This window comes from Lysinibacillus sp. RC46, from assembly GCF_041262385.1.
GTDB lineage: Bacteria > Bacillota > Bacilli > Bacillales_A > Planococcaceae > Lysinibacillus.
In genome coordinates, this window is sequence record NZ_JBGCCF010000017.1 from 53,867 (window position 1) to 73,180 (window position 19,314).

Here is a 19,314-nt window from a genome sequence, read left to right on the forward strand (position 1 = left end):
CCATACCTCTATGAAAGAAATAAAAAAAGTCCTCTCAAATTAGAGAGAACTTTTATTAAAAATTAATTTATTATGCATTTACAGTTTGTAAAGATTGGGCAACTTTTTTAACCGCTTCTAGGCCATTTGCAATAATTTCTTGTGCTTTATCTTGTGACGCGTTATGGCCTTCAATGATAACCTCTTCGATAATTTCCATACCGAACATGCCAACAACGTTTTTGATGTAGTTAACTGACATTTCCATTGGTTGTGCTTCAGGTGCTGAATAGTAACCACCACGAGCATTTAAGATAACAACTTTTTTGTCACCCATTAAGCCTTCTAATTGACCGTTTTCATTATATTTAAATGTATAACCAGCTTGGAATACATAGTCGATGAAAGTTTGTAATTTCGCTGGGATTGTTAAGTTCCAAAGTGGGAAAGCAAATACAACAACATCAGCTGCAGTTAAAGCATCCATAGCTTTTTGTTTTGCTGCTAAAAGACGTGATTCAACGTCAGTTAACGCTTCACCGTTTTGTACTTTACCAAAAGCATTGAAAAGATCTTGACCGAAATAAGGCATATCTTCTGCGAATACGTCAAAAGTCGTTACATCTACACCTTGTACATTTTCCATAAATGTGTCATACATTTTTGTTGAAATACCATCTGGACGGTTGTTTGCTTTTACTACTAATACATTCATTATATAAATTCTCCCTTAAAATCAAAGTTTAATATCTCGAATTCAAGATATATAAGTATATTAAAAAAATTTACGAAAAAAGTCAACGCTAGTAGACTCAGACTTTTGACCGAAATGTAATTGATTCAAATTTACCCCATAACGTAAAGTTTCTTTCCATTCCGACCGAGCGCTTTCCTGGGGGCGTCCGATGAGCCGCTTCAGGGTCTCATCTATGACGCTATGATTTGACTCCAAGGAGTCGCCCAGCCTCCATTCCAATCAACTTCGCCACACGATATGCGTTTAACAAAGGTCATCCCCTTTTGATCTATGTGTTAGGTTGTTTTGGAGTGTGAAATGAACTTCCCCGAGCTTCTTCGAGTATTCTGTAAGGGAACCCAACCTTTTCGAGGTCCTTACCTGAGTGTCGTTATAGTCAGATCAGCTTCTATTATTTCTTACCTTTCTCCATCAGAATTAAAATTTACAACTATCATCGGTACAAACTCCACCATCTTCAGAGCCTGCCATCTTTAATCCTGGTTGTATGCCTTCTTCCTCAGCAACTTTACGTAAAGTTTCTTCAAATACTTCTTGAGGTTGTGCCCCAGAAATACCGTACTTACGATTTAACACAAAGAACGGTACCCCTCTTACGCCAAGCTGTAGCCCTTCTTGTATATCTGTCTCTACGTCTATTTTAAAATCATCGTTAGATAGAACCTTTGCAACTTCATCACGGTTCAGACCTACTTGCACAGCAATATCGATTAATACATCGTCCTGACCAATACGCTTTGCTTCAATAAAATAACTGTATAATAGTGCTTCGACAAGTGCTGTAACATCCCCTTGCTTTTCTGCCCATTTTACTAGACGATGCGCTTTTAATGTATTTTCCTCCATTGAATTATCAAAGTTATACTCTAGACCAACTTCTTTAGCGCGAGCAGCAACACCTTGCGTCATTTCCTTCGCTTTTTCTAACGACATTCCATACTTTTTCGCCAATGCTTCATACGTAGACACATTAGTATCCACAGGTGTTGTTGGGTCAAGTTGATAGCTTTTATAAACAAGCTCTACCTGCCCTGCAAAACCCATATCCTGAATCGCCTGCTCTAGTTGCTTTTTACCAATATAACAAAATGGACATACATAATCTGACCAGATTTCAATTTTCATAGGTAGTCACGCTCCTTTTGCTACATTGTAGCGATAGTAAATACAGCAAGGCAATTTTTATGCTTCATTGCATAAATTTTCAAATCAATCTACATACTGAACGTAAAAACAATGTGAGGGTTATGTATGACACAATCTCTTTGGCTCGGAACAATTGATCCCGTCTCGCTACCATCGCTTCCTGCATCAACAACTTGTGATGTATGTATAATCGGTGGAGGATTGACGGGACTATATACAGCATATGTCTTAGCAAAATCGGGAGTAGAGGTGGTCTTACTTGAGGCAAATTCCCATATCGGTCATGGTACGACTGGTAATTCAACAGGAAAATTAACTGCTCAGCATAGCTTAGTTTATGCCAACCTTATTGAAAAACTTTCTGTAGATGAGGCACGACTCTATTATCAGTTAAACCAAATAGCTGTAGAGAAAGCATTACAGTTACTCCCTAAAGAAAGTATTCAACAAGTAGATTCCTTGCTTTATTGCCAAACAAAAGAAGGTTATGCCCAATTATTAAAAGAATGGAATGCCTATAAAGTATTAAATATTAAGGCGAAAATCACTTCTGATACAGAGCTTCCCTTCCCAGTTACAAAAGCGCTTAGCATGTCCCAGCAAGCTCAAATACATCCAGTAGAAGTTTGTAATTTCCTTGTAAAAGAAGCATTATCAATGGGTGCAAAAATCTACACAAATACCCGTGTTCAGCAATTAAACATACCTCAGAATAGCTTACATACCGCAAATAATATGTCGGTTCAATACAACAAGCTTATTTTGTGCACACACTATCCAATCGAAGCCTTTAGAGGACTTCAGCTTTTTAAACTTTCTAATAGTCGCTCCTATATGGTTGCTAGCAAAATTACCGATACACTACAAGGTCAATATTTATGCGTAGATAATCCTACTCGCTCTATTCGGACGGCTACCATTAACGGCGAGCACTATTTAGTATTAGGTGGAGCTAATCATATTGCAGGTGAAACGACTAATACGGAGCCCTATTATGAGGCCATTCAAAATGAAATGAAGGCGCATTTCGATCAGGAAGCAATCTATCGCTGGTCAGCGCAGGACATTGAAACACCTGATATGGTCCCTTATGTTGGCAGGATTACACCATCCTTGCCTAATGTTTTCATTGCAACTGGCTATCGAAAATGGGGAATTTCCAATTCTTTTGTAGCGGGAGATATCCTATCATCCCTAATAACAGGAGCTGGGAATGAGGATGGTGCCATTCCTCTTTACTCGCCGGCACGTACGAAATTCGGGGCACAGTTTATGCAGATGCTAAAGGTAGGAGGCTTTGTAGCTAAGGAGTTCGTGACTGGTTATGTGAAACATGCTAATACACCAACTTGCACGCATTTAGGCTGTAAAACAAAATGGAATGAAGCCGACGAAACATGGGATTGCCCTTGTCATGGCTCTCGTTTTAATGCCAAAGGAGAAGTTCTTGAAGGTCCTGCTGTACACCCATTAAAACTAGATTAAAAAGGAGCTGGGACAGAACTCGATTATTTTGAAAAATAGCGAAAATAGATAATAACTTTTTCGCTTCAACGAGTAGAGTGTTCCTTCCTAAATCAAAAAAATGTTAGACCGAAATACAATCGGTCTAACATTTTTTCTTTTTGTCCCAGCATCTTTTTATTATTTCAATGCATCAGTTAAAACTGGAACGATTTGTTTTTTACGGGATACAACACCCGGTAAAAGAACGCGATTATTCACAAGCTCCGCGCCAAATCCTTTTACTGCAGCCTCAGCTACTTGTCCAACTGCAACGGCTGTTGAATCATTGTTTAAAATATCTGTTACAACAAAGAAGAATAAATCTAAGCCATTTTCCGCTACATTTTTATTTAATAAAATTTCTAATTCTTCTTGGCGACCAAGTACATCGTTAATATCGACAGCATTTACTTGAGCTACTACAGATTTATATTCACCGAATTGAAATTCTTTTGCATCTAATGATAAAAGATCTTCTAATGATTTATCTGAAAGGTCAGCACCTGCTTTAAGCATTGCTAAACCGTATTCAGCAGCATCAACACCTGCAATTTTCGCTAGCTCCTCACCAGCTTTTACATCTTGCTCAGTGCAAGTTGGAGATTTGAATAATAATGTATCAGAAACAATAGCAGAAAGCATTAATCCAGCAATGTTTGCAGGAATTGCTACGCCATGTTCTTTGAAGATTTTGTTTAGAATTGTTGCAGTACAGCCTACAGGTTCTGCACGGTAGTATAGTGGATCTGCCGTTTGGAAGTTGGCAATACGGTGATGATCAATGACCTCTGTAATTTGTACCTCTTCAATGCCGTCAGAAGATTGCTGGAATTCATTGTGGTCTACAAGGATTACTTTTTCTGCTTCTCCAACTACTGATGAAATTAAACGAGGTGCTTCAAAGCCAAATTTATCTAAAGCAAATTGAGTTTCGTTATTTACTTCTCCAAGGCGTACCGCTTCAGCATCAACGCCAATTTGCTGTTTTAAATATGCATATACAATTGCAGATGTAATTGTGTCTGTATCTGGATTTTTATGACCAAAAACTAAAACTTTACTCATTGAATTTATTCCTCCTGAATGGCAATAACATTTATATTTTATTTTATCATACCTTATGAGCAAACATGATATAAAGTGAAAGTTTATCTATAAAGGATCTACTACCAATATACAAATCAATGATGCCTCAGCATAATTGCGTCCGGAATCGGCTTTGTGCTTTAGCCGGCAGATGTTTTTTTGCGCGAAAGCCTAGCGTCAGCGGCAGATGTTTTTTGCGCGAAAGCCTAGCGTCAGCGGCAGATGTTTTTTGCGCGAAAGCGAAGCGACAGCAACAAGGTTTTATCTGTGCGAAAGTGCAGCGACAACAACAACAAAAGCGGCTCGCCGGACGCCCCGAGGAAAGTGCATAGTCGGAACGGAAATCAACCTCACTTCACGGAACGGAACCAAAAATTACCTGTTACCACTAATTCTGGGTTATTATTGAATTTAATATATTTATCTGTTAATAACATCCTATTTATAACACTTAATAATAATAATACGTAGTTTATAAAAAAGATTTGCTATAAGTAGATATATAGTTGTGTTTTTATATTTAAGAAACCATAATTTTATGCTATTATCAGGTAGTCTATATATATATTAGGATATACAGGAAATGGGGATCACGATGACAAAGAAGATGGAAAAAAAGTATATTCCTTTAGCAAATTATTTTGAAGTAGCTTTACAACAAGAAATTACTTTATCATTTAGCGAACTCGAAAATATTATGGGACAAGCCTTGCCAAATGCAGCTTACTTGAATAGGAGCTGGTGGAAGAAAACAAAGCCCCCTCTCTCTCACTATTTGTCATGGACAAATGCAGGCTACTATGTCATTGATGTTAAACTCGGTACCAGTGTATCTTTCTCGCGTACACAAATGAAGACTACGAGTAATATTTCTAAAGATGACGAAAACCCATCTGCATACATAATTCGAGCAATTGAAGCATCAGATGCCAGATCATTTATTCATTTGCAAGAAGAAATTTTCCAAGAAACTGACTTCATGTATAACATGGAAAATGAATTAGACCTTACAGTTCAACAACTTCGTAAAGATTTAAGCACTTGGAAACAATTAAAAAACCGTACAATTTTACTTTGTATATTAAATGGTAATTTTGCTGGTTATGCCGTTATCCATGGATATAAACATTCTAAAGCTAAGCATGTTGCATCAATCCGCCTAGCTGTTAAGGAAGAGCATCAACGACAAGGTATTGGTTCAGAGCTGATGAAGGCAGTTGAACAATGGTCTAAACAGCGGGATATTTCGCGCTTAGAAGTATCTGTTATGGAACATAATGATTGTGCTTTACATCTGTTTAAAAAACTAGGTTTTGAGCAAGAAGGTATTCGACAAAACGCTATTAAATTAAATGATACCTTTATTAACGAATATAGCTTAAGTAAAATTTTATAAGCTTCTTTTTCAAGGATGTCTAAAAACTTTTTTGGACATCTTTTTTATGTGTAGCGTAAATAAAACGCATAGATTAGTATTTTACGGTTTCTACGCGTTGTAAAATGTTTAGAAAACTTGCTTCTCTCTTGCTGCATCTAAGAATAACAAATTATTTTCTAATTGCTCATATGATTGCTGATATTTCTCATATTGTGCTTTATCCTGACTAACCATTTCCTCAATTAGCGCATGTAAAAACGAAAATAATACTGGAATAACATCCAATGAAGATTGCTTTTTCAGACCAAGTGTAAATAATGCACTTGCATATTCCCGAATAGAAGACAACGCCGAACCAGTAATAGCAATAATTTTAGCCTTTTTCTTCTTGGCAATTTCTACAATCGTTTGAACGTCGTTTGAATGCTTGTCCCCTATCAAAACTATTAATGTCGTCTGCTCTCCCATGCTGTTAATTTGCTGTACAATATCGTCGGATTCTGAGCGAAGCTGTTTTACATTTGGACGTAAAGTTTTCATTGTAGACGATAACCAATTTGCTATGGACGCAGCTTGACGAGTACCTAAAATATAAACGTTCTCTGCTTCATGCATCCATTTCGAGCTTTTTTGGAGCATATTATCGTTAATCAAATGAATCGTATCTTGAATATTTTGAATATCGCGTTGCATCACCTTCCCAAAACTCGGAATATTCCGCTTACTTGAAAAATATGTAGGTTGAAGATTCTCACCACCATTTTGAGTCATTAAATAGCTTCTAACCTTGTCTTGAAGCTCTACATAGCCCATCAAATCCATTGCATAACAAAAACGAATAACTGTTGATTCACTAACATTCGCCTGTCTACCAACTTCTGCTGCTCCATTACCAATTACAACTGTAGGGTTACTCATAACAAATTGTGCAACTTTACGCTGGCCTTTCGACAGCCTAACAAATCTTCTTTTTATTTCTTCATTTATGCTCATTTCTAACAACCTTTCTTTCAATGAAATTATCACGAACGGAGATTGTTTCCTACTGACTCTAAATTCGGATCAATTATACCTCGGCATAATTGTTGCTGTCGCTTCGCTTTCGCACAGTAAACATTTGTTGCTGTCGCTTTGCTTTCACTACAGATAAACAATGAATCTGGAATCGGCTGGAGGCTTTAACTTCTTTCATCGGGTGTTTGGACATCTGTACCTGTCGCTTCGCTTTCGGTACAAAAGACATCTGTTCCTGTCGCTACAGAAAACAATTGCTGAAAGAAGTTAAAAATACAGTATCACGATTACAATCTGAATACAACGACTTTTCTGAAAAATCTTCAATGCTTTAACTCGCTAATGTGAAAAAGACAAAAAATCGTTCTATTTTCTTAATCAAAGTTAATTGATAAATCACCCTTATAAGTCGAGGGTTGATTTCCGCTGCGACTGTAAGCTTTCCTAACGAAACTCGCTCCAGGTTACGTCTGTAGCCATGGTGATCACCAATAAATCCCTGACCTGTACTCCAATCAATTGACCCACTTGCAATACGTTTTAACCAAATGTCATCCCCATTTTCAGTGACGAACCTTATTGTGTGATTTTAACAGATTTTTAAAAATATTTGTATAAAAATTAATAACTCTTAATTTTTATGTAAATTAATTGATAAAAATGTCTTGGATTATAGTTCATCCAAGACATGATTATTTTTGTTATTCTAATTCAATTTGTTTCGTTTCTCGACCTAAGAATATTACCCCAACAACACCGATAATAATCGCTCCACAGAAAATAGCAAAGATAAAGCCAATATCATAACCTGCTGTTAATAAAGAGCCTACTAACAAAGGTCCAAAAATACCACCGATGCGCCCAACAGCCGCTGCCATTCCTGCACCCGTTCCACGGATAATTGCTGGATACTGCTCTGGTGTATAAGCATAAAGCGCACCCCATGCCCCTAAGTTAAAGAACGATAAAAACATCCCAGATGTTAATAGCACTACTAGTGTTTCCGCATTACCAAAAATGAACGCACTTACTGCTGTACCAATTAAATAAGAAACAAGTACAAACTTCCGTCCGAATTTTTCTATAAACCAAGCAGCTGTAAAATAACCTGGTAGCTGCGCAAGCGTCATAATGAGAACATATTTAAAGCTCGTAATCATATCAAAGCCTTTACCAACCATAACACTCGGTAGCCATAAAAACATACCGTAATACGAGAAAACAACCGTAAACCATAACACCCATAACATAAGTGTCGAGCGTAAATATTTTTTCGACCATACTTCTCGAATATTTTGCATAACACTACGTTTCTTAGACTCAGCCTTTACTGTAAATTGTGGTGAATCTGGCAAGTTCCAACGAAGATAAATTGCATATATTGCTGGAATTGCCGTTAACAATAAAGCACTACGCCATCCCCACGAAGGAATAACAAAATACGAAATCAATGCAGCGATTAACCATCCTGCCGCCCAGAAACTTTCTAGCAAAACAACTACTCGCCCACGCTCTTTGGCTTCTACACTCTCAGAAACTAACGTCGATGCGACTGGCAATTCTCCCCCTAGCCCCATGCCTACTAAAAAGCGTAGTGTCATAAAAGCAGCTAATGTAGTGGTAAATGCAGATAAGCCACTTGCGATCGAAAATAATACAAGCGTCCACATAAAAATTTGCTTACGTCCCACTTTATCGGCTAGTACGCCGAAAACAAGAGCTCCTACAGCCATTCCAATTGAGTTTATGCTACCTATCCAACCCGACTGACTTGGCGTTAATCCCCAATCAACTGCTAAAGCTGCAATAACGAATGATAATATTCCTACGTCCATTGCATCAAAAAGCCAGCCTACCCCCGCTACCCCCAAAAGCTTTTTGCGAGAAATAGATTGTTGAAATTTATCCGTTGATACTGTATTTATCGTCATTTTAACCACCTGTCTTTACACTTGACTTTACACTATGAGTTTACTATACAGTTGTTTCAAGAAAGTGACAAGCGAAAATTCAAATTACCGAATTGTTTAGACAATTTCCGAAATTCTATTGAAAACATGTGGCAATTTGCGTTAAAATGTCTTTTATACAAAAACAACTGTTCTTTCTATAAGAACAAAAGGAGATCGTAAACGTTATGTGGAAAGGCCTAATTGAAGAATATAAACAATTTTTACCCGTAACAGAAAATACACCTGCTCTAACTTTAAACGAAGGCAATACGCCTCTTATACATCTAGTAAATCTATCTAAAAAACTAGGCATTGAGCTTTATGGAAAAATCGAAGGTGCAAATCCAACCGGTTCATTTAAAGACCGTGGTATGGTGTTTGCCGTTGCAAAAGCGATTGAAGAAGGTAGCAAATGCGTTATTTGTGCTTCAACTGGTAACACATCCGCCGCAGCAGCAGCTTATGCAACACGCGCTGGAATCCAGTCCATAGTCGTTATCCCTAAAGGAAAAGTAGCCCTAGGTAAGCTAGCCCAAGCAACAATGTATGGTGCAAAGATTATCGAAATCGACGGTAATTTTGATGATGCATTAAATATTGTCCGCCAAGTAAGCGAAACAACTCCTGTGGCACTTGTAAACTCTGTGAATCCATTCCGCATCGAGGGGCAAAAAACGGCGTCATTTGAAATTGTAGATGCTTTAGGAAAAGCTCCAGACTATCTTTGCATCCCTGTTGGTAACGCAGGTAACATTACTGCGTACTGGAAAGGCTTTAAAGAATACGATGCTGCAAAAGACTCTGGTTTACCAAAAATGTTCGGCTTTGAAGCTGAAGGTGCAGCAGCAATTGTAAAAGGTGAACCTATTGCTAATCCTGAGACAGTGGCAACAGCTATTCGTATCGGTAATCCTGCAAGTTGGAAATTTGCAGAAGCAGCTCGCGATGAGTCTGGTGGAATTATTGATTCGGTTACAGACGAAGAAATTTTAGCTGCATACAAATTAATTGCTGGCACTGAAGGAATTTTCGTTGAACCAGGTTCAGCTGCATCATTAGCAGGCGTTATTAAATCAGTTGAAAATGGCAAGATTGCGAAGGGCTCTAAAGTTGTGACAATTTTCACGGGTAATGGATTGAAAGATCCTGATACTGCCATGAATGTCTCGACTGTAGATGTTGTTTCACTTAAAAACGATGAGGAAGAAATTCGAAAATACATCGAGGATGTACTATGAGTAACATGTGGGAAATCACGGTTCCTGGGAGCACAGCCAATCTAGGCCCTGGTTTTGATTCAATAGGTCTTGGCTTATCTCTTTACTTAAAGTTAACCGTGTCTTTACAGGATAGTTGGGAAATTATCCACCTCGATGATAATGGTCCTAAAGAGTTTGAGCTGGAAGAGCACTTACTATACGTGATTGCTAAAAAAATTGCGGATCAATACGGTAAGCCACTACCTGCTTGTCGTGTTGAAATGGCAAGTGAGCTTCCTTTAGCCCGTGGTTTAGGGAGCAGTGCAGCGGTCATCGTTGCAGGAATTGAACTAGCTAACCAAGTCTGTGACTTAGGCTTAACTTTACAGGATAAACTCAATTTATCCTCACAAATCGAAGGACATCCAGACAATGCAACAGCCTCGGTATTAGGGGGATTAACAATTTCCTCAATGGATGAAAATGGCGTTGTTGATACATTTCATGTCAACGATCTAGATGCTTCCTTTGTTGTGTATGTGCCCGGTGTCGAACTAAAAACAAGTGAATCCCGTTCTGTTTTACCAGAACAATTTGACCGTACATATGCAGTGAGGGCCTCTGCAAATGCCAATATGCTAGCGGCATCATTAATGGTTCGTGATTTTGAGCGTGCAGGTCGTTATATGGAAGCTGATTTATTCCACGAACCTTTCCGTGCCAATTTAATTCCACAATATACAGAAATTCATGCCGCAGCAAAGGTTAATGGGGCATTTGGAACAGCTTTAAGTGGAGCGGGACCAACACTGATTTCTATCATCCCTACTGCTATAGCGCAAGATTTCGTAATTGCCATGAAAAATCAATTTCCAGAGCATGAAATTATCTTAACAAAAGCCGATGAATATGGTGTACAGGTAAAATTTGAACGTCTACTGCAAAAGTAGACGTTTTTTCTTGAAGGAGGAAGTAGCTTGAAACCAATTATTTTCTGTGATTTTGATGGCACTATAACAGAAACCGATAACATCGTCTCACTAATGACTCAATTCGTTCCAGAGGAATCTGAGAAAATTGCTAAAGCAATGATGGAACAAACTATAACCTTTAAAGATGGCGTTTCAGCAATGTTCGAGCTATTATCAACTAAACAAAAGGATGCTGTGATCCAATATTTATTGGATACGGCCATTATACGTGAGGGCTTTGTCGATTTCGTTCGTTATGCACAAGAGAACCATATTCCGTTTTATATTGTTAGTGGCGGTGTGGATTTTTTCATTGAGCCACTATTAAAAAAATACGGTCCATTTTCCGGTATATATTGTAACCGTGCTGATTTTTCCGGACAGCAAATTAAGCTCATTTTTCCAAATAGCTGTGATGAAGAATGCACGAAATTTGAGACACAGGGTTGCGGTTGCTGCAAGCCAAGTGTTATGCGAAAAGTTGCACAGGGTAATCATTTTAAAATCGTAATCGGAGATTCACTTTCTGATTTTGAGGCTGCAAAACAGGCAGATTTAGTACTTGCTAGGGATCATCTTATTAAACGCTGTAAAGATCTTCATCTTCCTTATAAACCATTTGAAACATTCTATGATTGCTTAGAAGCTGTAAAAAAGCTTATAGAAGCAGATAATGCCGTTTCAATGTGATGGTTTTAGCCTTCGTTCCTCTATTGCTAATCCCCAAGGAGTCGCCCAGTCGGAACGGAAATCAACTTATAAAATTGGCATACGTTTTAACAAATGTCATCCACAACATTTGGTGATTAGCCAGAAATAAGGGCGGTATGTTCATAAGTGCCGCTCTTATTTCTATATAACAAAGGGAACCATCTTTAATTAGATGGCTCCCATTCAAAGTCATGATTTATTTTTCACTTTAAAAAGTCTCTTCCGACGTTCATACCAAATAACACAAATGATAAACCACGTATAACCCATACTCCATCCAGCCAATACATCTGAAGCAAAATGGCGGGCTCCAGCTACTCGAGACAAGCCAATAAATACAGTTAAAACAATTGCCCCAAGCCAAAGCAATGTCTTACGTCCCTTGCTATTGTTCTCCGAAAAAATATAAGCTATTGTAAATAAATACAAAATACCGGTCATAGCATGTCCAGAAGGAAAGCTAAAGGATGTTAATTGTTCTTCAATCTCAGGTCTTGGCCGCTGCACCCATTTTTTCAATAATTGGTTAAGTACATTTCCACCTGCAACCGTTAACAAAACAAATAATATACCTCGGTTATTTTTTACCTTCCACACTAAATACACTATTAAGACTATAGCTACAGACACTACAAATGCCGGTTCTCCTATATAGTGAAAAAATTCTATAAAACGCTTACCGAAAAATAAATCAGCCATTTTTGTATCAAAAGTCTTGATTAATTCACTTTGAAAAGTAACTCGTAACACAAAAAAGTTAATGAGCGTTAATACCGCTAAAGGATAAGCCCAATTTTTCATATAATACTTCACCTCAAAACAATATGCTGTTATATTTTTCACATCATATCATATTTAAGTCAACTAGAGGTGAAGTTGGCTTCTCCCAACGTAAAGTTATACGGACACCAAGGAGTTAGGTACAAGATTATTTGCCCGTAAATGTCCGATTGGTAAATCTTTATCTAACCCAGTGTGCCCCCTCTTTCTTGGGGTAGGACAAATGTTTTTCCTTCTGCCTTATTAAAATAATTTGAAAGAGCTAATGCAACGATAAATAAGATTGCAACGATAGGTATTATTTTTCTAAACAAAATATACACTTCCTCATCTTCAGTTTAAATTATTTTAATAATACTGGATCGAATAACCAATCCTTCGGCCCAAAGTTTTTATCCTTCTCTCCTCTTACTTCACGAGATATATTGTTTTTAATAATTAATTCTCTAAACTTTCTACTGAACAAAGTCTTTCGATATAAGTATCTACCGTCATGACTCCATTCTGCTGATAAGAAAACATCATTTTCTATATTGGTTATATCTTTACGATTATAAATATCCGGACCATTGATTACCCCACTTAATCCACAATGACATGGAGGTTGCTCTGTCGCAAAATACAATTTAACTCTTTCAGCGCTACTCTCTGGTAATACTTGTGTCGGTATAATTTGAAAAGCTTTTTGCTTCCCTTCTTTCGGTCCTTGATGAATAACTTCTAACAGTTCGTAGCCTTTAATATCCTCTTGTTTCATTAATGTCGCTAATTCCTGTGAAGCAACCCAATATCCGCTCACATGAACTAGATGACGGTCTTTCATTTCTGTTGTATCTATCACTAATGGAGAAAGCTGCTCTTTTTCCATTAATCCGCAATGCTGGCAATGGGTGTTTATAGAAAATAAAGTTCCTCTATCATCTATAAACATATCAGGTGAGTTACCAGTTGAGTTTAATGTGAACAATGGTGCTTTCTCATATTCGCTATCCGAAAAGTCAAAGTAAAAACGTTCTCCGATTGAAACAATTCCTAATTCGTGTTCCAATGATTTGTATAGCGCTGCTACATGTTCATATGTTACGTCTTCATTTAATGTGAAAATAGGATTAAAAGATGCCTTTAAATTTCTTTTTCTTATTTTGGGTGCACCTATAAAAATACCATAGCGATTATAAACATTAATAACTTGATCTTGACTAGATTCATCTATAGAAAATAAATTTTCAAGTTCTACTTTCAAAATACACGCCTACCTTTATATAAAGTTTTATGGTGAAGTACGTTGACTAGCTAGTAACTTTAAAAAAATCTACAATCTCTACTTTCTTCATAGATAGCCAGGCTCTTATTTTAAACGAAATCTTATATAGTATTACCTACTATAGCAAATCTACTTAACCACGATTGTCTTAAGCGTACCAGTACTTACACCGACATTTCAACGTTGGGTTTACGCCAATTTTTTGGCGGTCTTTAGCCCAATTTCCGGCGTGATTTGGCGGACATAGAAAAAACACCGCCATAACTTGGCGGTGTTATGAAAAATTATAGGTGTTTAGAATTAAGGTTTAGGTATAATTAACCAAGTAAAAATATGGTATTATAAAACCATCCAAACTCTCCCTTTTTATTGAAGAATATACCAACGAAAGTTAGTATAGCATACAGACTATCTATAGTAAATTCATTCTTTCTGCAAGATTTACTGCCTCTGTCCGCGAATCTACATTCAACAAAGAAAACAGCTGAGTTAAATATCTTTCGGTTGTTCTTTGAGGAATATTTAACTCTATAGCAATTGCTTTATTCGTATGTCCTTCCGCAATCAGTCTTAAAATTTTCTTTTCTTTTTCATTCAAGTGAATATCGAGTTTTGCATCCTGCAATTTAAATTTATTATCGAGAAAATCCAAGAAATTTTGAGGTAAAACAATTTCACCATTTGCAATGGCTCGAACAGTTCGTAAGATTTGCTCCTTAGATGCTGTTTTAGCTAAAATACCTTCTATTTTCCGTTCTAAAATAAGAGGATAATAATCAGTTATATCATCACCAGTATAAAGAATAATTGAAGCATTTGACTGGATAGCTTTAATGTTTCGTCCTAAATTAATGCCATTTTCTAACGGCATATTTATATCAATTAAGTAGATATCATATGGTCTGTTTTTAATTCTCTGTATGACATGAGTTGCATCACTTTCTGTATCAACTATAATATCTTCATTTTCTTGAAATAAATTTTTTGTTCCCTCTAAAACAATAGGGTGATCATCCACTATGAGCATCGTAATCAAGTGTATCACTTCCTTCTTTTACTGTAATTCTAATAGACATTCCTTCACCAACCTGCGTATCGATGCAAAACTGCCCTTTAAATGCCTTTACACGCTCCTGCATACCTTGAATTCCCATCGAATCTGCGAGAATAATATCATCAATATTACAGCCTACACCATCATCCTTATAGATGATTTCGAAACCATCGCCCATTTCCTGCAAATGAATTTCAACTGTTGTTGCATAAGAATGTTTTAAAGCATTGTTGAGTAATTCTTGAAATAATCGATAAATCATTAAATTCATACGCTCATCCTCTAAATAAAGACGATCTATCGTATAAATTAACACAAAACTAGATCTTTCTATTACTTTGCGAATTAGCTTTTCTAATGCAGCGTTTAACCCTAGAGTATCTAATAATGGGGGCTTCAAATTTTCACAATAAGCTCTTAAATCATGTAAAGATGTAACCATCTGCTGATGTATTTTCGCAAGTTTCGGCTGGATATCTGGTGCACCTTTCATATTGACTAGGACATCAACCTCCCGGGCAATATGGAGTTGCTCTTGCAAATTTGTATCATGTAACTCTTGAGCTAATTGATATTTTTCCTCTTCAAACCTTAACCATAATAATTTGCTTAACCAAGGTAATTGACTATCATCTGCTTGCCTCATATGCTTTAGTTCCTCTAACAGCTCTTCTACCATCTTTGTATTTTCAATAAAATTATTTACATACAATAAGAGCAATTCAAGCCATAGAAGCTCTTCATCTTTTAAATGAATTGAATTATTATGTCCCAATACTAATGTTCTTTTATAATGAGCATCTTGATGGAGGAAGGCTAGATACACTTGGTCAATTTTTTTAATTTCCCCCAATTTCAAATCTTCCATTAACATTGGATTAATCGAAATATTTCCCTCAACCGTTGATGTAAATTGCTTTGTGTCATAGTCATAAGTTAAGACAAATACGTGTTCGAGCTCAAGATGCAGAGAAACCTCTTGAGCAAATTTCTCTAGAAGCTCATCTATTTTGATAGTTTTACCTATTTTATCCACCGCTGTATATAACTGATGTATATAATCCCCTTTAGTCGAAAATAAGATTTTTCGTTTCCGATAATCGACTTTCTCTTTTATGTAAAAAAGAACAACTAACGATAGAAAAGTAAAGAATGAAACACCCGATATTACGCTCATTGTTAAATATTTTCCTGCAATCCAATACAATCCAACTATAAACCATAAAGTAAATATCAATGAAAAGATTACATAATAACGAAGTCTTGTAATATGGTATTCAATATCAAATAATCGTTCTGCTAACTGTGTAAAAATGAAACTAAACGGAATTAACAATAAAAATAGAGCACTAATTTCAGCAGAAAGTATATATCGATGGAAGAAAATGTATGGGAGCGCATATAGAAAAAGGAAAGGCAGAAACGGAATCATTATACTAATTAATAAAATTTTTAACTGAGGCGATTTATATTTGAAATAGCTTAGCAATAAAATACTAAGTATGATAATAAGGAAAACGAAGAACATAGCTAGTACAATATTCGAAAGTAAATTATTAATAGCAGGGTAAATAACGCCAATACCGCCCAATATCATCCCTATCACAGGGAGTATATAAAATAATTTTATATTATTAGAAAGCAACCAATTTGTTTTTAAAAATGTGTAATAATTCCTTAAGAAGTGGAGTAATAACACTAAGCATAGTAACATGCTACAACGGTTAACGATTACACCTATGCTATTTAGGCTTCCTGATGCACCAATGCTTACATAAGCCATGGAAACAGTGAGCATAAATAAAATAAGTAAACATAAAAGAGATGTATTCTTTTGTTTGAAATATAAGTAAAACACAATAATTAATGTTAAAAAAAAGTAACAAGAAGGTATTACCAATATGTAATGAAAATATTGCTTTAGTAAATCAAATCGACTAATGCTCACATCAATTATTTGTCCGTTAGGCTTCATAATTGTTATCAAGCTTGCCGTACGTAATAAATGATCATGTTTTACATTAGGGACATCCTTTGTATGAATGTTATTTACACTTAAAATAACATCTCCTTCAGAAATTCGAATTCCATCCTCTAATTGTTTATTGTACGAACTAGTTACTACCCATTCCCCATTCTCTTCTTTTAAATCTATACCCAAATAATGCTTGCTGTAAGTAATATACAATAGGTAAGATCCTAGCAATATGTAAATACTTACAGCAAGCATAAACCATATACGTTTAATTATTTTTAGTTCCAAAATCCACTTTCTAAGCGTACATCTTCATCAAACGAATCAAGTATCGCTCTTTGCTCCATAGCTGAAACTCCAATTAATGAAGCTTTTTGTTCTTTTAAGAGTGCAACTAAGTCTGGGTTTTTTTCTAGATGTTGAATTACATTAATCATATTAATCTCTCCTCAATTCATTAGTTTTTTTAGGTAATCTTTACATACTTCATTTATAGCTACATTTTCAAGAGTATTGAATGCTTTAAACTTGTAAACATTCTTAATAGTAATTGCATAGCGTATCGCACCACCATTTGTCAACTCATTTTTCGTAGCATTATTATCCAAAAATGCACCTATATCGTCATTATAATAGTTTATAATAGATTTTGAAATATCATTTTTTTGCGATAGTAGATAAATAATAGGCAATGAGTATCTTTTATTTAGCAAATCATTTTTAGGTCCCCAAGTTTTTAAACCTTGAATATCGTTTTTTATTTGTTGGATAATACCTATGTATTTCCCATATTCCTCAACTTCAGAAGATGTCTCTCCTTTTGCAAGCACTTCGCCAATTAAGCAACCCATTGCTGTTAAAGAACCCGACTTTTGTTCAATCATTTGTATATATGATTGCTCATCCCTACAAGTATTGAGTAAATCTAGTTGCTGACCGTTTATACTTCGTAATGCATAACCCTCTAGTATTTGAATAGCAGTACTTTTGTGTTCAAAGGAAGTCTCACGTATAGTTCTAGAAGCCATAACTAGCATAGCTAAAGCAGTATTTAATGATAGTTCGGGTGTTTTAGTCCAACTGTAGTCTGAATCCTTGTCCTGCAAGTCGTCGATAATATCAAACGATAAAATTAAAAGTTCGATAGCTGCGGCAGCTTTATAAATGTCCTCGTTCAAACAATCTGTAAATGCTTCATAATGCCAATAACAAAGCTTACCAAATGAATAACCAACTGCCTTTTTCTCTTCTTTAAAATTTTTTAGCATCGACCGTAGTTCATGACCTATCAATGTCTCGTTTTCAATTAGAATGTCCAATGCTTCATTAATTTGTTCGTCAAGCTCGTGCAATAGTCCTCTCCTCCCTTAAACATATTATTAAATATTATACAGATTAATGGGAAATAATACTAGACACCGAAATTACAAGGGAATATTTTACATAAATCATTAGCACAATATACCGCCAAAAAGTGGCGGTATTTGCGGAAAGCACGCCATTTCTTTATTTAGAAATAGTAAAATAAGTGGCGGTGTTTTATTATTGACCGCCATTTTTTGGCGTAAACTCACCATTGAAATGGCGTCCTCACTGATGATACGCTTACATTAAGCTAAGATAAATTTGTATTCTGTTCGTCTACTAATCTTTGAGTTATAAGGTTCATTAGAAATGAGATCGTATGCTATGTATATAAGTTGATTGGAGAGAAGACTGGGCGGCTTCTCGGTATTAGAGTCACATTGAACGCCTATTCAGAACGGAAATCCCCTACGTTTATCGTGATGTGCCATTTTCGTTTAAGCTATTAACAAGGGAATTCTCGAAACACTGGGAGTGATTGAAATGAAAAATGAAGTAACTGAAAACGTTTTAATACTTACAGCTAATTTTTCCTGTACAATTTTTGTCTCTGAAGAAGAAATCACTATTAAAAAACCTTCGAAAGAACAACAATATATTGAACAAATTATTATTGATGCCGAGCAACAGGTTTTTAAAGAAACATTAGCAGAGTATAAAAGCAAATCTACATTTTCAAATTTTATTTGCAATATTCCTGGATTTGAAGATACTTTTCAGCAAAGGTTGGACAGTTTTATTGAACAATACGGAATTATAAGAGTATCTGAAGAAAGCCTGCCTATGTTGCCTTTAATAAGTCCATTTACTTCCGAATTAAACATACATACGCCTGTACTATATATGTCACCAAGCTTTAATATCATAAATGCAAGAGGCAATTGCTCTAGCGCTTCGTCAATTGGAAATGCTATTAAAATTGGAGAAACAGTCGGCCTACCTGTATATCTTCATAATCCTGAAGTAGAAATGGCAATGTCCTCTTCAGGGAAATTTACTGCTGTAAAAGAAGCAAATTGGGCACCCAAAAAATCAGCCGCCAATTTTACCGGTATTTCCATTAGTGACAATGGTATTTCTTTTAATATTTCTACAGCATTTAATGTATGGAATAGAACGTCCATTAAGCATTAATATTAGACTGGATATGGGGTATGGCACAGGTATAGTTATGTGC

At 36.0% G+C, this 19,314-nt stretch carries 18 protein-coding genes; 6 read left to right on the forward strand and 12 right to left on the reverse strand.

Going from position 1 to position 19,314, the window contains the following annotated elements:
• Positions 1-70: 70 nt before the first annotated feature.
• Together ABH966_RS15955 and ABH966_RS15960 are read right to left on the reverse strand one after the other, a co-directional pair.
• Complete coding sequence (locus tag ABH966_RS15955) at positions 71-694, reverse strand: FMN-dependent NADH-azoreductase (RefSeq protein WP_370080003.1); 624 nt, start codon at positions 692-694, stop codon at positions 71-73.
• A 459-nt stretch (positions 695-1,153) separates the two neighbouring features.
• The gene (locus tag ABH966_RS15960) at positions 1,154-1,861 is read right to left on the reverse strand and encodes a DsbA family oxidoreductase (RefSeq protein WP_370080005.1); all 708 of its coding nucleotides are present in this window, start codon (positions 1,859-1,861) and stop codon (positions 1,154-1,156) included.
• A 126-nt stretch (positions 1,862-1,987) separates the two neighbouring features.
• Here ABH966_RS15960 and ABH966_RS15965 point away from each other — a divergent pair, with 126 nt between their 5' ends.
• On the forward strand, positions 1,988-3,367 hold the full coding sequence (locus tag ABH966_RS15965; protein ID WP_370080007.1) for an FAD-dependent oxidoreductase: 1,380 nt from the start codon (positions 1,988-1,990) through the stop codon (positions 3,365-3,367).
• A 159-nt stretch (positions 3,368-3,526) separates the two neighbouring features.
• On the opposite strand, the gene ABH966_RS15970 is transcribed toward ABH966_RS15965, so the two are convergent.
• On the reverse strand, positions 3,527-4,453 hold the full coding sequence (locus ABH966_RS15970) for a manganese-dependent inorganic pyrophosphatase (RefSeq protein ID WP_370080009.1): 927 nt from the start codon (positions 4,451-4,453) through the stop codon (positions 3,527-3,529).
• 616 nt (positions 4,454-5,069) lie between these two features.
• Here ABH966_RS15970 and ABH966_RS15975 point away from each other — a divergent pair.
• Positions 5,070-5,870, forward strand: a complete 801-nt coding sequence (locus ABH966_RS15975) for a GNAT family N-acetyltransferase (RefSeq protein ID WP_370080011.1) — start codon at positions 5,070-5,072, stop codon at positions 5,868-5,870.
• Between the two features lie 108 nt (positions 5,871-5,978).
• On the opposite strand, the gene ABH966_RS15980 is transcribed toward ABH966_RS15975, so the two are convergent.
• Together ABH966_RS15980 and ABH966_RS15985 are read right to left on the reverse strand one after the other, a co-directional pair.
• Complete coding sequence (locus tag ABH966_RS15980) at positions 5,979-6,845, reverse strand: MurR/RpiR family transcriptional regulator (RefSeq protein WP_370080013.1); 867 nt, start codon at positions 6,843-6,845, stop codon at positions 5,979-5,981.
• A gap of 722 nt (positions 6,846-7,567) precedes the next feature.
• On the reverse strand, positions 7,568-8,797 hold the full coding sequence (locus ABH966_RS15985; protein ID WP_370080015.1) for an MFS transporter: 1,230 nt from the start codon (positions 8,795-8,797) through the stop codon (positions 7,568-7,570).
• A 206-nt stretch (positions 8,798-9,003) separates the two neighbouring features.
• Between ABH966_RS15985 and thrC the strand changes: the two genes are divergently transcribed.
• Genes thrC through ABH966_RS16000 form a run of 3 tightly spaced genes read left to right on the forward strand, consistent with a single transcriptional unit; the run spans position 9,004 to position 11,678 of the window.
• Entirely contained in the window at positions 9,004-10,056 is a 1,053-nt protein-coding gene (thrC, locus tag ABH966_RS15990) for a threonine synthase (protein WP_370080016.1), read from the forward strand.
• Positions 10,053-10,967, forward strand: coding sequence for a homoserine kinase (gene thrB / locus ABH966_RS15995; protein WP_370080018.1), 915 nt, complete (start codon positions 10,053-10,055; stop codon positions 10,965-10,967). The genes thrC and thrB overlap by 4 nt, the downstream gene beginning before the upstream one ends.
• 27 nt (positions 10,968-10,994) lie before the next feature.
• On the forward strand, positions 10,995-11,678 hold the full coding sequence (locus ABH966_RS16000) for a 2-hydroxy-3-keto-5-methylthiopentenyl-1-phosphate phosphatase (RefSeq protein ID WP_370080020.1): 684 nt from the start codon (positions 10,995-10,997) through the stop codon (positions 11,676-11,678).
• 210 nt (positions 11,679-11,888) lie between these two features.
• Here the strand turns inward: ABH966_RS16000 and ABH966_RS16005 are convergent, their stop codons facing one another.
• From ABH966_RS16005 to ABH966_RS16035, 7 genes are all read right to left on the reverse strand, one after another.
• Positions 11,889-12,500 (reverse strand): phosphatase PAP2 family protein, encoded by a 612-nt coding sequence (locus ABH966_RS16005; protein WP_370080022.1) that lies wholly within the window; start codon positions 12,498-12,500, stop codon positions 11,889-11,891.
• A 164-nt stretch (positions 12,501-12,664) separates the two neighbouring features.
• Positions 12,665-12,793 (reverse strand): hypothetical protein, encoded by a 129-nt coding sequence (locus tag ABH966_RS16010; protein ID WP_370080108.1) that lies wholly within the window; start codon positions 12,791-12,793, stop codon positions 12,665-12,667.
• 29 nt (positions 12,794-12,822) lie between these two features.
• Entirely contained in the window at positions 12,823-13,722 is a 900-nt protein-coding gene (locus ABH966_RS16015) for a hypothetical protein (protein ID WP_370080024.1), read from the reverse strand.
• Positions 13,723-14,155: 433 nt separating this feature from the next.
• Positions 14,156-14,770, reverse strand: a complete 615-nt coding sequence (locus ABH966_RS16020; protein WP_370080104.1) for a response regulator — start codon at positions 14,768-14,770, stop codon at positions 14,156-14,158.
• Positions 14,754-17,027, reverse strand: a complete 2,274-nt coding sequence (locus tag ABH966_RS16025) for an ATP-binding protein (RefSeq protein ID WP_370080106.1) — start codon at positions 17,025-17,027, stop codon at positions 14,754-14,756. Before ABH966_RS16025 ends, ABH966_RS16020 begins: the two co-directional genes overlap by 17 nt.
• A gap of 23 nt (positions 17,028-17,050) precedes the next feature.
• A complete protein-coding gene (gene comX, locus ABH966_RS16030; RefSeq protein WP_370080026.1) occupies positions 17,051-17,209 on the reverse strand; it encodes a competence pheromone ComX in 159 nt (52 codons plus the stop codon).
• A 12-nt stretch (positions 17,210-17,221) separates the two neighbouring features.
• Positions 17,222-18,124, reverse strand: coding sequence for a polyprenyl synthetase family protein (locus ABH966_RS16035; protein WP_370080028.1), 903 nt, complete (start codon positions 18,122-18,124; stop codon positions 17,222-17,224).
• Between the two features lie 496 nt (positions 18,125-18,620).
• On the opposite strand from ABH966_RS16035, the gene ABH966_RS16040 reads away from it, so the two are divergent.
• A complete protein-coding gene (locus tag ABH966_RS16040) occupies positions 18,621-19,271 on the forward strand; it encodes a hypothetical protein (protein ID WP_370080030.1) in 651 nt (216 codons plus the stop codon).
• The last annotated feature ends 43 nt before the right edge of the window (positions 19,272-19,314 follow it).